12 protein-coding genes are annotated in these 18,235 nt (G+C 72.4%); 6 read left to right on the top strand and 6 right to left on the bottom strand.

The features are described from left to right. Positions 1 to 13 precede the first annotated feature (13 nt). Genes ACLQ2S_RS10710 through ACLQ2S_RS10700 form a run of 3 tightly spaced genes read left to right on the top strand, consistent with a single transcriptional unit; the run spans position 14 to position 2,656 of the window. Complete coding sequence (locus ACLQ2S_RS10710) at positions 14 to 1,261, top strand: Mur ligase family protein (RefSeq protein WP_155219432.1); 1,248 nt, start codon at positions 14 to 16, stop codon at positions 1,259 to 1,261. Beyond that, positions 1,251 to 1,970, top strand: a complete 720-nt coding sequence (locus ACLQ2S_RS10705; RefSeq protein ID WP_309223426.1) for a type 1 glutamine amidotransferase — start codon at positions 1,251 to 1,253, stop codon at positions 1,968 to 1,970. The genes ACLQ2S_RS10710 and ACLQ2S_RS10705 overlap by 11 nt, the downstream gene beginning before the upstream one ends. Continuing rightward, positions 1,967 to 2,656, top strand: coding sequence for a TVP38/TMEM64 family protein (locus ACLQ2S_RS10700; RefSeq protein ID WP_425701617.1), 690 nt, complete (start codon positions 1,967 to 1,969; stop codon positions 2,654 to 2,656). Before ACLQ2S_RS10705 ends, ACLQ2S_RS10700 begins: the two co-directional genes overlap by 4 nt. A gap of 70 nt (positions 2,657 to 2,726) precedes the next feature. On the opposite strand, the gene leuS is transcribed toward ACLQ2S_RS10700, so the two are convergent. Beyond that, positions 2,727 to 5,552 (bottom strand): leucine--tRNA ligase, encoded by a 2,826-nt coding sequence (gene leuS, locus ACLQ2S_RS10695; RefSeq protein WP_425701616.1) that lies wholly within the window; start codon positions 5,550 to 5,552, stop codon positions 2,727 to 2,729. A 515-nt stretch (positions 5,553 to 6,067) separates the two neighbouring features. Here leuS and ACLQ2S_RS10690 point away from each other — a divergent pair. Genes ACLQ2S_RS10690 through ACLQ2S_RS10680 form a run of 3 tightly spaced genes read left to right on the top strand, consistent with a single transcriptional unit; the run spans position 6,068 to position 10,905 of the window. After that, complete coding sequence (locus tag ACLQ2S_RS10690; protein ID WP_309223427.1) at positions 6,068 to 7,120, top strand: AAA family ATPase; 1,053 nt, start codon at positions 6,068 to 6,070, stop codon at positions 7,118 to 7,120. 1 nt (position 7,121) lies between these two features. Next, the gene (locus ACLQ2S_RS10685; RefSeq protein ID WP_309223428.1) at positions 7,122 to 8,420 is read left to right on the top strand and encodes a DUF58 domain-containing protein; all 1,299 of its coding nucleotides are present in this window, start codon (positions 7,122 to 7,124) and stop codon (positions 8,418 to 8,420) included. Positions 8,421 to 8,436: 16 nt separating this feature from the next. Then, positions 8,437 to 10,905, top strand: a complete 2,469-nt coding sequence (locus ACLQ2S_RS10680; RefSeq protein WP_425701615.1) for a transglutaminase TgpA family protein — start codon at positions 8,437 to 8,439, stop codon at positions 10,903 to 10,905. Positions 10,906 to 10,990: 85 nt separating this feature from the next. Here ACLQ2S_RS10680 and ACLQ2S_RS10675 read toward each other — a convergent pair whose 3' ends face one another. From ACLQ2S_RS10675 to ACLQ2S_RS10655, 5 genes are all read right to left on the bottom strand, one after another. Further along, positions 10,991 to 11,386, bottom strand: a complete 396-nt coding sequence (locus ACLQ2S_RS10675; protein ID WP_309223429.1) for a DUF3040 domain-containing protein — start codon at positions 11,384 to 11,386, stop codon at positions 10,991 to 10,993. Between the two features lie 115 nt (positions 11,387 to 11,501). Further along, positions 11,502 to 12,761, bottom strand: coding sequence for a DNA polymerase IV (locus tag ACLQ2S_RS10670; RefSeq protein ID WP_425701614.1), 1,260 nt, complete (start codon positions 12,759 to 12,761; stop codon positions 11,502 to 11,504). Positions 12,762 to 12,799: 38 nt separating this feature from the next. Beyond that, the gene (locus ACLQ2S_RS10665; RefSeq protein ID WP_425701613.1) at positions 12,800 to 14,035 is read right to left on the bottom strand and encodes an alkaline phosphatase family protein; all 1,236 of its coding nucleotides are present in this window, start codon (positions 14,033 to 14,035) and stop codon (positions 12,800 to 12,802) included. Then, positions 14,032 to 14,796: a methyltransferase domain-containing protein gene (locus ACLQ2S_RS10660; protein ID WP_155219176.1), complete on the bottom strand. Its 765-nt coding sequence runs from the start codon at positions 14,794 to 14,796 to the stop codon at positions 14,032 to 14,034. The genes ACLQ2S_RS10665 and ACLQ2S_RS10660 overlap by 4 nt, the downstream gene beginning before the upstream one ends. Positions 14,797 to 14,839: 43 nt before the next feature. Continuing rightward, positions 14,840 to 18,214, bottom strand: coding sequence for an error-prone DNA polymerase (locus ACLQ2S_RS10655; RefSeq protein ID WP_309223431.1), 3,375 nt, complete (start codon positions 18,212 to 18,214; stop codon positions 14,840 to 14,842). Between the last annotated feature and the right edge of the window lie 21 nt (positions 18,215 to 18,235).

Genomic DNA, 18,235 nt, shown 5'->3' with positions numbered 1-18,235 from the left:
GACGGACGCGAAGATGCCCCTGCGGGCGAAGGTGGCCAGCTCCGTGTCACGGACCGCCGCGGCGTTGTCCCGGGCGGCGGGCCGGGGCGACGGCTCGGTGATCGGTGGATGGCTGGGGCTGAAGATCGACCCGGAGCTGCTCGCGCACCTCTCCGCCGGGCGGGCCATCGCGCTGATCTCCGGCACGAACGGCAAGACCACCACCACCCGGCTCGCCGCCGCGGCCGTGGGGGTGCTCGGTCGGGTCGCCACCAACTCGTTCGGCGCCAACATGCCCACCGGGCACACCTCCGCGCTGGCCAAGGCCGGCAGCACGCCGTACGCGGTGCTGGAGGTCGACGAGCACTACCTGGCGCAGGTGATCGAGGCGACCGACCCGCACGTGGTGGCGCTGCTCAACCTCTCCCGCGACCAGCTGGACCGGGCCAAGGAGGTCGCCATGATGGCGCAGCTCTGGCGCGCGGCGCTGGCCCGTCACCCGGACATCCGCGTGGTCGCCAACGCCGACGACCCGATGGTGGTCTGGGCCGCCACCCCACCGGCCAGCCACGACCAGCGGATCACCCCGCCGCACGTCACCTGGTTCTCCGCCGGGCAACGCTGGCACGACGACTCCTGGGTCTGCCCCGAGTGCGGCTCCACCATCGAGCGCTCCGGCGACCAGTGGTGGTGCACCGGCTGCCCGCTGCGTCGCCCGGAGCCGCAGTGGACGGTGGACGACGAGGGCGTGGTCGACCCGACCGGCGCGTGGTACAAGGTCAAGCTCCAGCTTCCCGGCAAGGTCAACGTCGGCAACGCGGCCACCGCCCTCGCGGTCGCCGCCGAGTTCGGCGTACGCCCCTTCGACGCGGTGCCCCGCCTCGGTGACGTGACCTCGGTGGCCGGGCGCTACGCCCAGGTCGTCCGGGAGGGTCGCACCGTGCGGCTGTTGCTGGCCAAGAACCCGGCCAGTTGGCTGGAGGCGTTCGACATGGCCGACGAGGCGCCGACGCTGCTGTCCATCAACGCCCGGGACCCCGACGGACTGGACACCTCCTGGCTCTTCGACGTCGACTTCGCCCCGCTACGCGGACGCCTGGTGCTCATCACCGGCGACCGGGCGTACGACCTGGCCGTGCGGCTGGAGGTCAACGACGTACCGTTCCAGTACGTACGCACCTTCGACGAGGCCGTCCGGGCGGTGCCACCGGGCCGGTTGGAGGTCATCGCGAACTACACCGCGTTCCAGGACATCCGAGCGGAGTTGGACCGTGTCAACTGAGACCCTGCGCATCGTCTGGATCTATCCGGACCTGCTGTCGACGTACGGCGATCGGGGCAACGCCCTGATCCTGGCCCGCCGGGCCCAGCAGCGCGGGTTCCCGGTCGAGGTGCTGGAGGTCCGCTCCGACCAGCGGTTGCCCACCACCGCCGACATCTACCTCCTGGGTGGCGGCGAGGACGGCCCGCAGGCGCTCGGCGCGCAGCGACTGCTCGCCGACGGCGGCCTGCACCGGGCGGTCGCCCAGGGTTCGGTGGTCTTCGGCGTCTGTGCCGGCTACCAGTTGCTGGGCACCTCGTTCTTCGCCAAGGGCACCCAGTACCGGGGCCTGGAACTGCTCGACCTCTCCTCGGACCGGGGCCCCAGCCGGGCCGTCGGCGAGTTGGCCGGAGACATCGACGCCCGCCTCGGCCTGCCGCCGCTGACCGGGTTCGAGAACCACGGCGGCCGTACCCACCTCGGCCCCGGGGTCTCCCCGTTGGCCCGGGTCACCGCCGGGATCGGCAACGACGGCACCACCGAGGGCGCCTGGCGGGGCAAGCTGCTCGGCACCTACTCGCACGGTCCGGCCCTGGCCCGCAACCCGGCCCTGGCCGACCTGCTGCTGCGCTGGGCGACCGGAGCGCAGCACCTTCCCCCGCTCGACGACACCTGGGCCGACCGGCTGCGGGCCGAACGCCGGACCGCGGTGGCCACATCCCGGGGATGATCCGGCAGCTACGCAGCCGTCTGCCGGTCGCCACGACGTCGTCGGTCACCCGGTTCGTGTTGCTGTTGGCCCTGCTCGCCGGTCTCGGGGTGACGCTGCTGCTGGCACCCCACCCCGACCCGGCGGCGCTGTCGGAGCTGGCCGACCGGATGGGTCGGCTCGCCCCGGTGGCCGGTGTGCTCGGCGGGGCGTTGCTGCTGGTGGCGTTGGTCCCCCGCACGTTCATCACGCTCGCCGCCGGGGCGATCTTCGGGGCCCTGGAAGGTGCCGCGTACGCGCTGGGCGCCGCGTTGTTGGCGGCCCTGATCGGCTTCACCGTGGGCCGGGTGCTGGGCCGGGAGTTCGTCGCCGAACGCGTCCGGGGACGGCTGGCCCGCCTCGACCGCTGGTTCACCCGGCAGAGCGTCCTCGGCGTGGTCACCGTACGACTGCTGCCGGTCTCCGGCTTCGGCCTGGTCAGCTACGGCTACGGCACCACCGGCGCGCGGTTGCTGCCGTTCCTCGTCGGCAGCGTGATCGCCTCCGCGCCCACCGCGTTCGGCTACGCGGCTCTCGGCGCGGCCGTGACCAGTCCCGACGAGATCAACTGGTTCGCCGCCGCCCCGGCCGCGCTGGGTTTCATCGCCAGCGCCGTGCTCCTCGCCCGCTGGTGGCGCGCCGAACGCCGAGCCCGCCCGCCGGCCTGATCCACGGGCGGCGTCAGGGATGGTGTCCCCCGCTCGCAGGCAGCACCATCCCTGACGCCCTCCCCACCCGTCAGACGACGACGGAGACCATCCGGCCGGCCACCACGATGACCTTGCGGGGCTCCTTGCCGGCCAGTGGACCGGCCACCGCCGCCAGGGCTGCGGTACGCACCTCGTCCTCGCTCGCGTCGGCGCTCACCTCGACGCGGCCCCGGACCTTGCCGTTGACCTGCACCGGATAGGTGACCGTCTCGGCAACCAGCAGAGCCGGGTCGGCGACCGGGAAGTCCGCGTACGTCAGCGAGGTCTGGTGGCCCAGCCGCTGCCACAGCTCCTCGGCGATGTGCGGGGCGAACGGGGCCACCATCAGCACCAGCGGCTCGGCCACCTCACGCGGGGTACGCGGCAGGCGGGTCAGTCCGTTGGTCAGCTCGATCAGCTTGGCGATCGCGGTGTTGAACCGGATCTGCTCCATGTCGCCCCGGACACCGTCGATGACCTTGTGCAGCAGTCGCCGGGTCGGCTCGTCGGCCGGCTCGTCGACCACCCGGGACTCGCCGGTCCGCTCGTCGACGATGGCCCGCCACACCCGTTGCAGGAAGCGGTACGAGCCGACGACGGCCCGGGTCTCCCACGGGCGGGACACCTCCAGCGGGCCCATCGACATCTCGTACACCCGGAACGTGTCGGCACCGTAGGCGGCACACATCTCGTCCGGGGTGACCACGTTCTTCAGGGACTTGCCCATCTTGCCGTACTCGCGGTTGACCTGAACGTCGCCCAGGTAGAAGCCGCCGTCGCGTTCCACGACCTCCTCGGCGGGCACGTAGGCACCCCGGGCGTCGGTGTACGCGTACGCCTGGATGTAGCCCTGGTTGAACAGCTTGCGGAACGGCTCGAAGCTGGAGACGTGGCCCAGGTCGTACAGCACCTTGTGCCAGAACCGGGCGTACAGCAGGTGCAGCACGGCGTGCTCGGCCCCACCGACGTACAGGTCGACACCGCCGCAGTCGCCCTCGCCGCGCGGGCCCATCCAGTACCGCTCGTTGTCCGCGTCGACGAACCGGCCGTCGTTGGTCGGGTCCAGGTAACGCAGCTCGTACCAGCAGGAGCCGGCCCACTGCGGCATCACGTTGGTCTCCCGGGTGTACCGCTTCGGGCCGTCACCCAGGTCCAGCTCGACCTCGACCCAGTCCCGGCGGCGGGACAGTGGCGTCTCCGGGTCGCTGTCGGCGTCGGACGGGTCGAAGGTGCGCGGGGAGAAGTCGTCCACCTCGGGCAGCTCGACCGGCAGCATCTCCTCGGGCAGCGCGATGGCGGTGCCGTCGGCGTCGTAGACGATCGGGAACGGCTCGCCCCAGTAGCGCTGCCGGCTGAACAGCCAGTCCCGCAGCCGATAGGTCACCGCGCCCTGGCCGTTGCCGGTCTCCTCCAGCCAGGCGATGATCCGGGCCTTGGCCTCGGCCACCCCCAGGCCGTTCAGGTCCAGGCCACGGTCGGGCGCGGCGCTGTTGATCGCCGAGCCGTCGCCGGTGTACGCCTTGCCGTCGAAGCCCTCCGGCGGCTGCACGGTACGCACGATCGGCAGCTCGAAGACCTCGGCGAACTCCCAGTCCCGCTCGTCCTGGGCCGGCACCGCCATGATCGCCCCGGTGCCGTAACCGGCCAGCACGTAGTCGGCGATGAAGATCGGGATCTGTCCACCGGTGACCGGGTTGGTCGCGTACGCGCCGGTGAAGACGCCGGTCTTCTCCTTCGTCTCGGCCTGCCGCTCCACGTCGGTCTTGGCCGCCGCCGCCTTGCGGTACGCCTCGACCGCGTCCCGCGGGCTGCCGTGCCCGCCGGTCCACGCCTCCCGGGTGCCCTCCGGCCAGGCCGTCGGCACCAGCGTGTCCACCAGCTCGTGCTCGGGCGCCAGCACCATGTAGGTGGCGCCGAAGACGGTGTCCGGCCGGGTGGTGAACACCCGGATCGGCGCGACGGTGGTCGGGAAGTCGATGTGCGCCCCCTGGGACCGACCGATCCAGTTGCGCTGCATCAGCTTGATCGGCTCCGGCCAGTCCAGCTTGTCCAGGTCGTCCAGCAGCCGGTCGCCGTACGCGGTGATCCGCATCATCCACTGCTTCAGGTTGCGCTTGAAGACCGGGAAGTTGCCCCGCTCGGAGCGGCCGTCGGCGGTGACCTCCTCGTTGGCCAGCACCGTGCCCAGCCCGGGGCACCAGTTCACCGGCGCCTGCGAGACGTACGCCAGGCGGTGGTCGTCGATGACGGCGCGCTGCTCGGCGGGCGACAGCTCGGCCCACGGCCGACCGTCCGGAGTGCGCCGCACCCCTCCGGCGAACTCGGCGGTCAGCTCACTGATCGGCCGTGCTCGGCCGGCCTCGCGGTCGTACCAGGAGTTGAAGATCTGCAGGAAGATCCACTGGGTCCAGCGGTAGAAGTCGGTGTCGATGGTGGCCACCGAACGCCGCCGGTCGTGGGCCAGCCCCAGCCGGCGCAGCTGCGACCGATAGCGCTCGATGTTGGCCTCGGTGGTGGTGCGCGGGTGGGTGCCGGTCTGCACCGCGTACTGCTCGGCGGGCAGGCCGAACGCGTCGAAGCCCATCGCGTGCAGCACGTTACGGCCGGCCATCCGCTGGTACCGGGCGAAGCAGTCGGTGCCGATGTACCCCAGCGGGTGCCCGACGTGCAGCCCGGCGCCGGACGGGTAGGGGAACATGTCCAGCACGTACAGCTTCTCCGCGCCGGATCGGGGATGAGCCGGATCGGCCAGCGGGCCGGACGGGTTCGGCGCGTGGAACGTGCCCTCCCGTTCCCAACGGTCCTGCCAGCGACGCTCTATCTCGTCGGCCAGCGCCGCGGTGTACCGGAACGGTGGGACTTCTGCTTCTGTCATGGCCTTCTCCTCGCGTCGCTCGGGAGTCTGTCGGAGTGCTGGCTGGTCTCGGATCTGCCTCGATGACCCGTTTCGGGCCGGCAGCGGGCATGAAAAAACCCCTCACGCAGGAGGGGCCGCCGTGCTGTCACGCTCAGCGCATCAGCACGGCCCGTTAAGAAGCAGGAAGACTCCGGCCATGAACGGCAGTGTACCGCGCGCCACACGGTGTCCGCCTGCACCACCCCTCGAGGCCGTCCACCACAAGGGGCCCACCGCCGACGGCGCGCGACGACAGCACCGGCGATGCGCCGATCCCCTTACCCGACAGAATCGACGACATGCGCTGCGTGAACGACAAATCGCTGCGTAAGCGCTCAAACACCTGCGGCGGTCGGCGTAGCCGACAAACATGGTTAGCCTGAGAGGCCAGTGAGATTGCCGCGGCACATGAGGCTCACACGTCGCGAACGAAACGGCGGGGCCAGGTGCTCTCTTCACAGAGGGCTGCCGTGACGGCGACGAGGAGGAGGCCCGTGACACAACAGACCTGGGACGACGTTGGCGGTCTGCTGCCGTACGACGAGTTCCACGCCGCGAGTGACGCGATCGTGACCAACATCGAACAGGTCATCGAGGGCAAGACCGCGACCGTGCGGCTCGCGCTGGCCGTCCTGCTCGCCGAGGGTCACCTGCTCATCGAGGATGTGCCCGGCGTCGGCAAGACCAAACTGGCCAAGGCGTTGGCCCGGTCGATCGACTGTTCGGTACGCCGCATCCAGTTCACCCCCGACCTGCTGCCCAGCGACGTCACCGGAGTCAGCGTCTACAACCAGGAGACCCACGACTTCGAGTTCCGTCCGGGTGCCGTCTTCGCCAACCTGGTCGTCGGCGACGAGATCAACCGGGCCTCGCCGAAGACCCAGTCCGCGTTGCTGGAGTGCATGGAGGAACGGCAGGTCACCGTCGACGGGGTGACCTACCAGTTGCAGACGCCGTTCATGGTGATCGCCACCCAGAACCCGATCGAGATGGAGGGCACCTACCCGCTGCCGGAGGCGCAGCGCGACCGGTTCACCGCCCGCATCGCCATGGGGTACCCGGACCCGACCGCCGAGTTGGCCATGCTCGACGGGCACGGCGCGGTCGATCCGCTCTCCGGGCTGCGGCCGGTCTCCGACGCCGACACCGTCCGCCGGCTGATCGGTCACGTACGGCAGGTGCATGTCGCCGACGCGGTCAAGCAGTACGCGGTCGATCTGGTCACCGCCACCCGCGAGTCACCCGACCTGCGGTTGGGCGCCTCCCCCCGGTGCACGCTGCAACTGCTGCGTACCGCCCGCGCGGTGGCCGCCCTCGACGGGCGTGACTACGTCCTGCCCGACGACCTCCAGGTCCTCGCCGTGCCGGTGCTGGCGCACCGGATCATCCCCACGGCCGACGCTCAGCTCGCCCGGCGTACCACCGACGCGATCGTCGCCGACCTGGTGCACCGGCTGCCGCTGCCGCATGACCGCAAGCGCTCGCCGTACGACACACGGCCGCAGAGCGGTAACGGCCGGGCGCCCTTCGAGCCGCGGAGGCCGTGACGTGCGGGCCGGGCTGCGTGGGCTGACCACCCGCGGCCGATCCTTCCTGGCCGCCGCTGCGGCGGCGGCCATCTCCGCCGGCATCCTCGGCGAGAAGGACCTGCTGCGGGTGGCCGTGCTGCTGGCCGTCCTACCGTTGCTCGCCGCGCTCTACGTCGGCCGGAGCCGCTACAAGCTCGCCTGCCACCGGTCGCTGGAACCGCACCGGGTGCCGGTCGGCGCGACCGCGCGGGTGGTGCTGCGCCTGCAGAACATGTCCCGGTTGCCCACCGGCACCCTGCTGCTGGAGGACCGTCTCCCGTACGCGCTCGGCAGCCGCCCCCGGGTGGTGCTGGAGCGGCTCGGCGCGCACCAGGCGAGTTCCGTGGCCTACACGGTGCGCGCCGACGTGCGGGGCCGGTACGAGGTGGGCCCGCTGGTGGTCCGGATGACCGACCCCTTCGGCCTCTGCGAACTCACCCGTTCCTTCCCCAGCACCGACCGCCTCACGGTGGTCCCGCAGGTGATCCCGCTGCCGTCGGTGCGCCTGCCCGGCGAGTACGCCGGCAGCGGCGAGAGCCGGGCCCGCTCGGTGGCGGTGCACGGTGAGGACGACACGGCCACCCGGGAGTACCGGCGCGGTGACGACCTGCGCCGGGTGCACTGGAAGTCGACCGCGCGCACCGGCGAGCTGATGGTGCGGCGCGAGGAGCAGCCCTGGGAGAGCCGCGCGACGGTGCTGCTGGACACCCGCGCGTACGGCCATCACGGCGACGGCCCGACGGCCAGCTTCGAGTGGGCGGTCTCGGCCGCCGCCAGCATCGCCGTGCACCTGCGGCAGGCCGGTTACAAGCTGCGGCTGGTGACCGGCGCGGGCGCGGACGTCGACGCCGCCGAGGGCGTCGGTGACGGTCTGCTGCTCGACCAGCTCGCCGAGGTCCGGCTGGACCAGCGGGTCGAGATCACCACTGCGGTGCAGCACGTCCGGCAGCGCTCCGACGGCGGGTTGATCATCGGTTTGTTCGGCTCGCTGAGCACCGCCGAAGCGGAGTTGTTGGCCGGGCTGCGGGCCAACGGCGCCACCTGTGTCTGCTTCCTGCTGGACAGCTCCGCCTGGCTGAACCTGCCGACACCCGCGCGGGCCGAGGCCGACCAGGCGCACGACGCGGCGGCGCTGGCGCTGCTGCATTCGGGCTGGCGGGTGATCGGCGTGGACCACGGCGGCCGGCTGCCGGCGCTCTGGCCGCAGGCCGGGCGGGGCTCGCAGGGGTTCGCGCTGCGCGCGGCGATGGCCGAGACCGTGGCCGGTGGCGTGCGATGAACGGAAGGTCCCCCTCATGATCGCCCATCGGAACCTGGGCCTGGTGGCCGCCGGCGCGACGCTGCTCGCGTCAGCGCCGTTGTCGGCCATCTTCGCGAGCTGGACGTGGCTGGTCCAGGCAGTCATCGCGGTGGCCGCGGTGGCCGCCGCGGCGGCGCTGGCCCGGCTCGGCCGGACCCCGCTGTGGGTGCAGATCCTGGCCATGGTCGGCGGCCTCATGCTCGCGCTGACCTGGCTGTTCCCCAGCGGTGCCGAACTGCTGGCGGTGCTACCCACCCCGGCCACCTTCGGGCACTTCGCGGAGCTGCTCGGCAGTTCGGTCGAGGACATGCGCTCGCACGGCGTGAAGGTGCCGGACACCGACCCGCTGCTGTTCATCACCGTGCTCGGCATCGGCGGGGTGGCGGTGCTGGTGGATGTGCTCTGCGTCGGGCTTCGTCGTCCCGCCCTGGCCGGTCTGCCGATGCTGGCCATCTACTCGGTGCCGGTGGCCGTCTACGTGGACAGCGTCCCGCCGGTGCCGTTCGTGATCGGTGCCGCCGGTTTCCTGTGGCTGCTGGTCACCGACAACGTGGACCGGGTCCGCCGGTTCGGCCGGCGGTTCACCGGCGATGGCCGCGACGTCGACGTCTGGGAGGCGTCGCCGCTGTCCGCCGCCGGTCGGCGGCTGGCGGTGGTGGGTCTGGCGGTGGCCGTGCTGGTGCCGTTGGCCGTGCCGGGCATGACCGTGGGGCTGATGAGCACGCTGAACTCCGGCGTCGGCTCCGGCGGCGGTCCGGGTTTCGGCGGCTCCCCCGGCCGGGTCGACCTCTTCGCCGCGCTCAGCGGGCAGCTCAACCAGTCCCAGGTGACCAACCTGGTTACGGTCACCACCACCGAGAAGGACCCGTTCTACCTGCGTTTCGGGGTCGCCGACGACCTGCGTACCGACGGTTTCCGGGTGCGCGGGCCCAACGGCAGGCGGGTCAACGGCGAGCTGCCCGACCCGTCGCGGCGGTCGCTGCCCGGCGTCGAACGGACCCGGCAACGGGCCACCGTGCAGGTGAGCCGGGACCTGAACATGCCGCTGCTGCCGGTCTACGCCGAGCCGGTCGACTTCGCCGACCTGAACAACAACTGGTTCTACGACCCCACCCTCCAGGTCGTCTTCTCCAACCGGGAGAACTCCCGTGGCAGGGAGTACTCCTTCGACTACGTACGCTCGTCGTACACCCCGCAGGCGCTGCGGCGGGCCCAACCGCTGCCGGCGGACCTGCCGCTGCGCCGGCAGCAGACCGCGACGCCGGACGTGCCGGAGGTCCGGGCCCTGGTGGGAGAGCTGATCCGGGGTGCGCGCACCGAGTACGACAAGGTCCGGGCGATCTACGACTACTTCTCCGAGGACAACGGCTTCAGCTACCGGCTCAGCACCGAGCAGGGCACCAGCGGCCAGGCGATCCTCGACTTCCTGGAGAACAAGGTCGGCTACTGCCAGCAGTACGCCGCGGCGCTGGCCTGGATGGTCCGCGACGCGGGGATCCCGGCCCGGGTCGCCTTCGGCTTCACCAACGGCAGCCGACGCAGCGACAACACCCTCACCCTGACCAACCGCAACCTGCACGCCTGGACGGAGGTCTACTTCGACCAGATCGGCTGGGTGCCCTTCGACGCCACCCCCGCCTACGGCGTGCCCGGCTCGACCCGCTCGGCGTGGGCACCGGACGTGGACGCCCCGGAGGAGACCACGCCGCAGGGCGGCACCTCGGACACCCCCGACGAGACGGATCCGTCGACCGAGGCGGAGCAGGGACCGAACCGGTTCGAGGAGGGTGCGGACCCGGGCGCGCTGAGCGGCTCGGACACTCCCGCCGCTCAGCGGCCCCGCTGGCCCTGGCTGGTCGCCGCCGGAGTCATGGCGCTGCTGCTCCTGCTCGCCGTGCCCGCGCTGCGCCGGCTGGCGCTGCGCCGCCGTCGGGCTCGTCCGGCACCGGCGGTACGGTCGGTGGACGCGCCGGACGTGGCCCCGTCCGGGGCCGGGCAACCGGTCACGATGGTCGTCACCGATCCGGACCGGGCGCGGGCCGACGCGCACGCGGCCTGGGATGAGCTGATCGACACGCTCGTCGACTACCGGGTCAGGGTGGACCGGACGGAGACGCCCCGGGCCACGGCGGAACGGTTGGCCCGGGAACCGCTGGTCGCGCACACCGACGCGGCGTCGGCGGCGCGGCTGCTCGGGCGGGCGGAGGAACGGGCCCGCTACGCCCGGGACCCGCTGACCGGCGAACCGCTGCCGGCCGCCTTGCGAAAGGTGCGCGGCGCGCTCGCCGAGCAGGCAGGGCGACGGACCCGGCTGATGGCGTCCGCATTGCCGCCATCGGTGTTGTACCGGTGGCGCACCGCCATCGCGGACACCTCGTCACGACTGGTGAACTCCGGCGGGCAGCTGCGCCGAAGGCTGCTGCGCTTCAGCCCGCGCCGCCTCATCGCCACCCGCCCCCGCTGACCGTCGAGGTGATCAAGGAGTTTGCGTCGGAATCAGTGCTGGAGCCGACGCAAACTTCTTGATCACCGCGCTTAGCGGAACGGGGTCAGCGGTGCCCCTCCGGGCGCTGCCGCCACCGGTCCTCCATCCGGTCGAGGAAGCCCGACCTCCGGCCGGCTCGACCCCGGGAGCGACGACGAGTCGCCGTGCCCCCGACGACGTGCAGGTCAGGTGACTGCGCCCGACGGTGCGACTGCACCGCGAACGCGGCCGAGGCCAGCATGACAACGAATCCCGCCACTGCCAGTGGCGGAGTCTTGATCACCGCGCCATAAACCAGCAACGCCAAACCAGCGATGATCACGCCGGCAGCGACGAGCAGGCGACGCCGCGCGTGGAAACGCGGATCGCTGGCGCGCACGGCCGAGGCGAACTTGGGGTCCTCGGCAAGCGACCGCTCGATCTGCTCGAACAGCCGCTGCTCGTGCTCCGAGAGCGGCACGGCACTCCTCCCCGGTCACGTTGGTCGGTCCGGTCGGACCGACAGACCGTGGCAGCCAACCGGCTGCTTACCCGCAAGTCTACGAGGGCCCTCGCGCGTCGGAAAGCGGGACGACCTACGGCCGGGTCGGATTTTCATTTCGTCGCAGATCGCGCCCGCTGAGAAGACTGGCCGGGCCTATGACGGACCGCCCGAAACGGGCAGCCGCCGCGTCCGCCGCGACCTCCGCCTCCCGCCACCCCCGCTCCGGCTGCCCCAGGGCGAGCTGTCGCGGTGTCTCGGCCGCCACCGACAGACCCTCCGCCCGGACACCGAGCAGGCGAATCCGTTCACCCGGGTTCAACGCGGTGTAGAGCGCCCAGGACGTGTCGAACATCTCCCGAGCCACATCGGTGGGCACGTCCAGGGTGCGGGCCCGGCTCACCGTGCGGAAATCGGCGGTACGCACCTTGAGCGAGATCGTCCGCCCCACCTGCCCGGCGGCCCGCAGCCGGGCACCGACCTTCTCGGCCAGGGCGAGCAGCGTCCGGCGGATCTCGGCCGGATCGTCGACGTCCACGTCGAAGGTGACCTCCGCGCCGATCGACTTCTCCACCTGCTCCGGGCTGACCCGGCGGGGATCGCGCCCCCAGGACAGCTCGTGCAGGTGCGCGGCGACCGCCTCGCCGAGCGCGGTCCGCAGCATCCCCAGCGGAGCCTGCGCCAGGTCACCGACGGTACGCAGGCCGAGCCGCAGCAGGGCCTGCTCGGAACGCTCCCCCACCCCCCACAGCGCGCCGACCGGAAGCGGATGGAGGAACTCGATCACCAGGTCGGCCGGCACCACCAGCAGACCGTCGGGCTTGGCCCGGGTCGAGCCGAGCTTGGCCACGAACTTGCTCGGAGCCACCCCCACCGAGCAGGTCAGCCCCTGCTCGGCGGCGACCCGCTCCCGGATCCGGCGGGCGATCGCCGTCGGCGACCCGAACAGCCGCCGGGCACCAGCCACGTCGAGGAACGCCTCGTCCAGGGAGAGCGGCTCGACCAGCGGCGTGACGTCACGGAAGATCTGCATGACCGCCCGCGAGGCCGCCGTGTAGCCGGCGAAGTCGGGAGCGAGGAAGACCGCGTGCGGGCAGAGAGCGCGGGCCCGCATCATGGGCATGGCGCTGCGTACGCCGAAACGTCGGGCCTCGTAGCTGGCCGAGCTGACCACCCCGCGCGGACCGATCCCACCGACCACCACGGCCCGGCCGCGTAGCTCGGGTCGGCGACGGACCTCCACCGAGGCGTAGAAGGCGTCCATGTCGACGTGCAGGATCGGGCACCCGGCGTCGTCGGCGCCGGGTGCGAACCGGGAATCGCCACCCCGAGGCAGCGACTGGCTGCGACCCACCGGCGCAGACTAGCCCGAGCCGCTGACATTCCCGCCGGTCAGCCCCGCACCACCAGCAGCGGAATCGTCATCTCGGCCGCGGTGTCCGCGCCGTGGAAGGCCACCAACCGGGACAGGATCGGCGGTTCCGAACGACTGGCCATCACGGCGTACGTGTCGTTACAGGCCACCACCACGTCGCCGATCCGGTCCAGGTGGGCGGCGGTCACCGGCCCGAACCGGCCGGTGGCCACCGCCTCCTCGCGGGTCAGCACCCGGGCGGCGGAGCCGAGCACGGCCGACCAGGCCGCCACCACGTCGGCGGTGGCCCCCGGGGCGACGTGCAGGTAGCGCAGCCGGGGCTCGCCCGCGACCACCCGCACCCCGGCGGTCAGCCGAGGATCGGTGTCCAGGTCGAACCGGTCTCCGTCGGGAATGTTGAGCTGCCCGTGGTCGGCGGTCACCAACAGCGCGGCATCGGACGGCAGCCCGTCCACCAGTCGGGCCAGCAGCCCGTCCAACTCGGTCACCGCCAGCCGCCACGGCAGCGAGTCGACGCCACTGAAGTGGCCGTGCCGGTCGATGTCCGGGTGGTAAGCGGAAACCAGGGTCGGGCCGGTTCCGGCGCGCAGCGCGGCCAGCGTGGTGGCGGCCACCTCGTCGACCCCGGCCGCGCCCCGGTAGTCACCGCCCCGGTTCGCGGCCAGGGTCAGACCGGTACCGCCGAACTCCGGGCGACTCACCACGGTCACCGCCACTCCGGCCGCCCGGGCCCGTTCCAACTGGGTGGGGACCGGCTGCCAGCGCAGTGGATCGGGGTCGCCGTCGTTCCACTCGATGTGGTTGAGCACCCGCTCGGTGCCCGGGACCCGCACGGTGAAGCCGACCACCCCGTGCTCGCCGGGCGTCACGCCGGTGCCCAGGGTGACCAGGCTGGTGGGGGTGGTGGAGGGGAAACCGGAGGTGAGCGGTCGGCTCGACGTGGCGGCCAACCCGGCCAGGGTCGGCGCGTGCGGCGCGGCGGTCGGGATCTGGTACCAGCCGAGACCGTCGACCAGCAGCACCGCGATCCGGCGTACCCCGGACAGTTCGGCGGTCAGGCCGAGCGGGTCCGGGGCACCGGGGACACCGAGCACGGCCAGGGCGCTGGGCAGCACGTCGGCGAGGCTTGCACCGCCGTACCCCGGCGCGACGGGAGTAAGGAAGGGCACCTTGTTAACGCCTGATGTATAGGAAGGGCCCCCTCCTAACACCGACTCGGCGCCGGGAACGGGGGTGCCGGCGGGGCCGGTCATGCCGGCCGACGGGCGAACAGGTGCAGCTGGGCGGCGATGTCCCGCCAGGGTGGTCGCCCGGCCAACGTCCGTTCCAACTCGACCAGGGCGCCGGCCTGACCGTCCGCCACCGTCGCGGGCAGCAGGTCGGCGAGGACGCGTACGCCGTGGATCTCCTCCACGGTCAGCCCGGCGGCGGACAACAGCGCGGCGGCGCCCTCGACGTCGAAGCGGCGGCGCAGGGTGTCCCGGGCACCGGCGGCTCCCGCCGGGTCGGTGGCCAGCGTCGCCGCCACATCGAGGTGCCCGTTCGTCGCCCGGCCGAGCACCGCGGCGGCCCGTCCGGCGACCAGTACGCTCGCCGCCCCACCCGGTCGCAGCACGCCCACCAACGCGGACACCACAGGTTTCGGGTCGTCGACGACCTCCAACACGGAGTGGCAGAGCACCAGGTCGACGCTGGTCGGCTCGATCAGCCCGACCAACGCGTCACCGTCGCCCTGCACCGCGCGTACCCGCTCGGCCACCCCGGCCTCCGCGGCCCGGCGGCTGAGCGCGGCGAGCGCGTCCGGACTGGCGTCGACCACGGTCACCCGGTGCCCGGCCCGGGCCAGGGGCACCGCGAACCCGCCGGTGCCACCCCCCACGTCCAGCACGGTCAGCTCGGTGGCCGGTCGGCGGTCCAGCTCGGCGCGCAGCACCGACCAGACCACGGCGGTACGGGGGGTGAGCGGCGGCCCGGCCGGGCCTGAGGTCTGTTCCACCCGGTCGAGCCTAGTCAGACCGGAGGAGATCGTCAGGGGGCACCTGCCCGCCGTCGATGAGTCAGCGGAAGTCGCGGGAGGTGGGGCGGACCGGTGGCTCGATCGCGTCCAGCCGGTCGGCGACCAGATTCACCACTCCCTCGTGCCGCTGCAACCGCCCCCGCACCACCAACGCCGCGCTGGTGCGCGCCACCCGCCGGTGCCGCTGCCACAGCCCGGGCGAACAGGTGACGTTGAGCATGCCGGTCTCGTCCTCCAGGTTGAGGAAGGTGACTCCCCCCGCCGTCGCCGGGCGCTGCCGGTGGGTGACGATCCCGCCGACCCGGATCCGCCGACCCGGCTCCACCCGACCCAACCGGTCGATCGGCACCGCGCCCACCGCGTCCAGCTGGGCGCGGATGAACCGGGCCGGATGGCTCTCCGGCGACAACCCGGTGGCCCAGACGTCGGCGACCAGACGGTCCACCTCCTCCATCCCGGGCAGCACGGGCGCCGCCGTGCCGGTGACCGTGCCGGGCAACCGGTCGGGCCGCTCCTGAGCCGCCGCGCCGGCCGCCCAGAGCGCCTGCCGCCGGGTCAACCCGAAACAGGCGAAGGCGTCGGCGGTGGCCAGCGCCTCCATCTGCCCGGCGGTCAGGCCCGCCCGCCGGGCCAGGTCCGCCAGGTCGCGGTACGGGCCGTTCGCCGCCCGCTCGGCCTCGATCCGCTCGGCCACGCCGTCGCCGAGGGTACGCACGCTGGACAGCCCGAGTCGGACCGCCGGACCGCCCAGCCCCCAGGCGTGCGGCGGCTCCCCCGCCCGGCTGCCCCAACGGGTGTCCGGGGTGGACTCCAGCACCGGCTTCGCGCCGCTGGCGTTGACGTCCGGTCGGCGTACCTCCACGCCGTGCCGGCGGGCGTCGTCGACCAGGGTCTGCGGCGAGTAGAAACCCATCGGCTGGGCGCTCAACAGCGCGGCCAGGAACGGACCGGGGTGATAGCGCTTCAGCCAGGAACTGGCGTACACCAGGTAGGCGAAGCTCATCGCGTGGCTCTCCGGGAAGCCGTAACTGGCGAACGCGGTGAGCTTGCGGTAGACGTCGTCGGCCAGCTCGCCGGTGATGCCGCGCTCGGCCATGCCCCGGTAGAGCCGGTCGGCGATCTGCTCCATCCGCCGCACCGACCGTTTGGCGCCCATCGCCCGGCGCAGTTGGTCGGCCTCGGCGGCGTCGAAGCCGGCCAGGTCGATGGCGAGCTGCATGAGCTGCTCCTGGAACAGCGGCACGCCGAGGGTCTTCTCCAACGCGTTGCGCATCAGCGGATGCGGGTAGGTCACCGGCTCCTGACCGTTCTTGCGCCGGATGTACGGGTGCACCGAGCCGCCCTGGATCGGCCCGGGACGGATCAGCGCCACCTCGACCACCAGGTCGTAGAAGGTCCGGGGCTTGAGCCGGGGCAGAGTGGCCATCTGGGCGCGGCTCTCCACCTGGAACACCCCGACCGAGTCGGCCCGGCAGAGCATGTCGTAGACCTCGGGGTCGTCCAGCGCCATGTCACCGAGATCCAGGCTCATCCCGATCATGTCGTACCCGTAGTGCAGGGCGGACAACATGCCGAGACCGAGCAGGTCGAACTTGACCAGACCGACGGCGGCGCAGTCGTCCTTGTCCCACTGGAGCACGCTGCGGCCGGGCATCCGTCCCCACTCCACCGGGCAGACCTCGATCACCGGCCGGTCGCAGATCACCATGCCGCCGGAGTGGATGCCCAGGTGCCGGGGGAACGTCTGTAGCTCGTTGGCGTACGCGACCACCTGCTCGGGGATCTCCGGTACGTCCACCGTGGCCACCTCGCCCCACCGGTCGATCTGCTTGCTCCAGGCGTCCTGCTGGCCCGGCGAGAAGCCGAACGCCTTGGCCACGTCCCGCACCGCCGAGCGGGGCCGGTAGGAGATGACGTTGGCGACCTGGGCGGTGTGCTCCCGGCCGTAGCGGGTGTAGACGTGCTGGATGACCTCCTCCCGACGGTCGGACTCGATGTCCACGTCGATGTCGGGCGGTCCGTCCCGTTCGGGGGCGAGGAACCGCTCGAACAGTAGCCGGTGCCGGACCGCGTCCACGTTGGTGATCCGCAGCGCGTAGCAGACCGCCGAGTTCGCCGCCGAGCCCCGCCCCTGGCAGTAGATGTCCTTCCGGCGGCAGAAGTCGACGATGTCGTACACCACCAGGAAGTAACCGGGGAACCCCAGCTCCTCGATCATGTTCAGCTCGTGGTCGAGCTGCGCGTACGCCTGCGGATGCGCCTCGCGCGGGCCGTAGCGTTCCCGCGCGCCGACCTCGGTGAGGTGACGCAGCCAGCTCATCTCGCTGTGCCCCGGCGGCACCGGGTACGCGGGCAGTCGCGGCGCGACCAGCTGGAGGTCGAAGGCGAGTTCCGCGCCGAACTCGGCGGCTCGGGCCACCGCGCCCGGGTAGGCGGCGAACCGGGCCGCCATCTCGGCACCGCTGCGCAGGTGTGCGGTGCCCGCGGCGGGCAGCCAGCCGTCGATCTCGTCCAGGCTGCGCCGGGCCCGGACGGCGGCCAGCGTGGTGGCCAGCCGACGTCGCCCCGGGGCGGCGTAGTGCACGTTGTTCGTGGCCACCGTGGGCAGCCCGGCCTCGGCCGCCAGCTCGGCCAGGGCGTCGTTGCGGTCGCCGTCGACCGGATGCCCGTGGTCGGTCAGCTCCACCGCCACCGTCTCCGCGCCGAACAACGCGGTGAGCCGGTCCAGTTCGCGGGCCGCCGCGTCGACCCCCTCGGTGAGCAGGGCGGCCGGCACGTGCCCCTTGCGGCAGCCGGTGAGCACCAGCACGTGGTCCCGCAGGTCGGCGGCGATCTCCTCCAGCTCGCCGTAGACCGGGCGGCCCTTCTCACCGCCCCGCAGCTGGGCGCGGGAGATCGTGGTGGCCAGCCGGGCGTACCCCTCGTGGCCGTGGGCCAGCACCAGCAGGTGGTTGCCGTGTGGGTCGGGGACCCCGTGCTGCGGGCCGGGCAGACCGAGGGACAGCTCCGCGCCGAAGACGGTGGGCAGGTCCAGTACGCGGGCCGCCTCGGCGAACCGCACCACACCGTAGAAGCCGTCATGGTCGGTGACGGCGAGCGCGGTGAGCCCCAACCGGACGGCCTCCTCGGCCAGTTCCTCGGGGTGGCTGGCCCCGTCGAGGAAACTGAAGTTGGTGTGCGCGTGCAGTTCGGCGTACGGCGGCACGTCGTCGGGTCGGGTCAGCTCCGGCGGCCGGTAGTGCTCCCGCCGTCGGCTCCAGGCCGGCGAGTCGCCCCCGTCGGCGTCGACCGCGAGGGGATCCACCACGTGCAGGTGCCGCTGCCCACCGCCGTCGGCACCTCGCCCGCCCTCGCCCCGCCCGGAGAGCACCCGCTCCAACTCCGCCCACGGCAACCGGGGATTGTGGAAGCTCACCGCCCCCACCTCACCGCGATC

Source organism: Micromonospora sp. DT48, assembly GCF_049844495.1.
Lineage (GTDB): Bacteria > Actinomycetota > Actinomycetes > Mycobacteriales > Micromonosporaceae > Micromonospora.
The sequence above is the reverse complement of the archived record's forward strand: the minus strand, read 5'-3'. Positions and strand labels throughout refer to the sequence as shown.

Bases quoted from the DNA above. Each gene is read 5' to 3' on its own strand.
- leuS (WP_425701616.1), bottom strand. From the start codon at position 5,552: ATGACAGAAGCAGAAGTCCCACCGTTCCGGTACACCGCGGCGCTGGCC.
- ACLQ2S_RS10710 (WP_155219432.1), top strand. From the start codon at position 14: ATGCCCCTGCGGGCGAAGGTGGCCAGCTCCGTGTCACGGACCGCCGCG.
- ACLQ2S_RS10665 (WP_425701613.1), bottom strand. From the start codon at position 14,035: ATGACCGGCCCCGCCGGCACCCCCGTTCCCGGCGCCGAGTCGGTGTTA.
- ACLQ2S_RS10700 (WP_425701617.1), top strand. From the start codon at position 1,967: ATGATCCGGCAGCTACGCAGCCGTCTGCCGGTCGCCACGACGTCGTCG.
- ACLQ2S_RS10680 (WP_425701615.1), top strand. From the start codon at position 8,437: ATGATCGCCCATCGGAACCTGGGCCTGGTGGCCGCCGGCGCGACGCTG.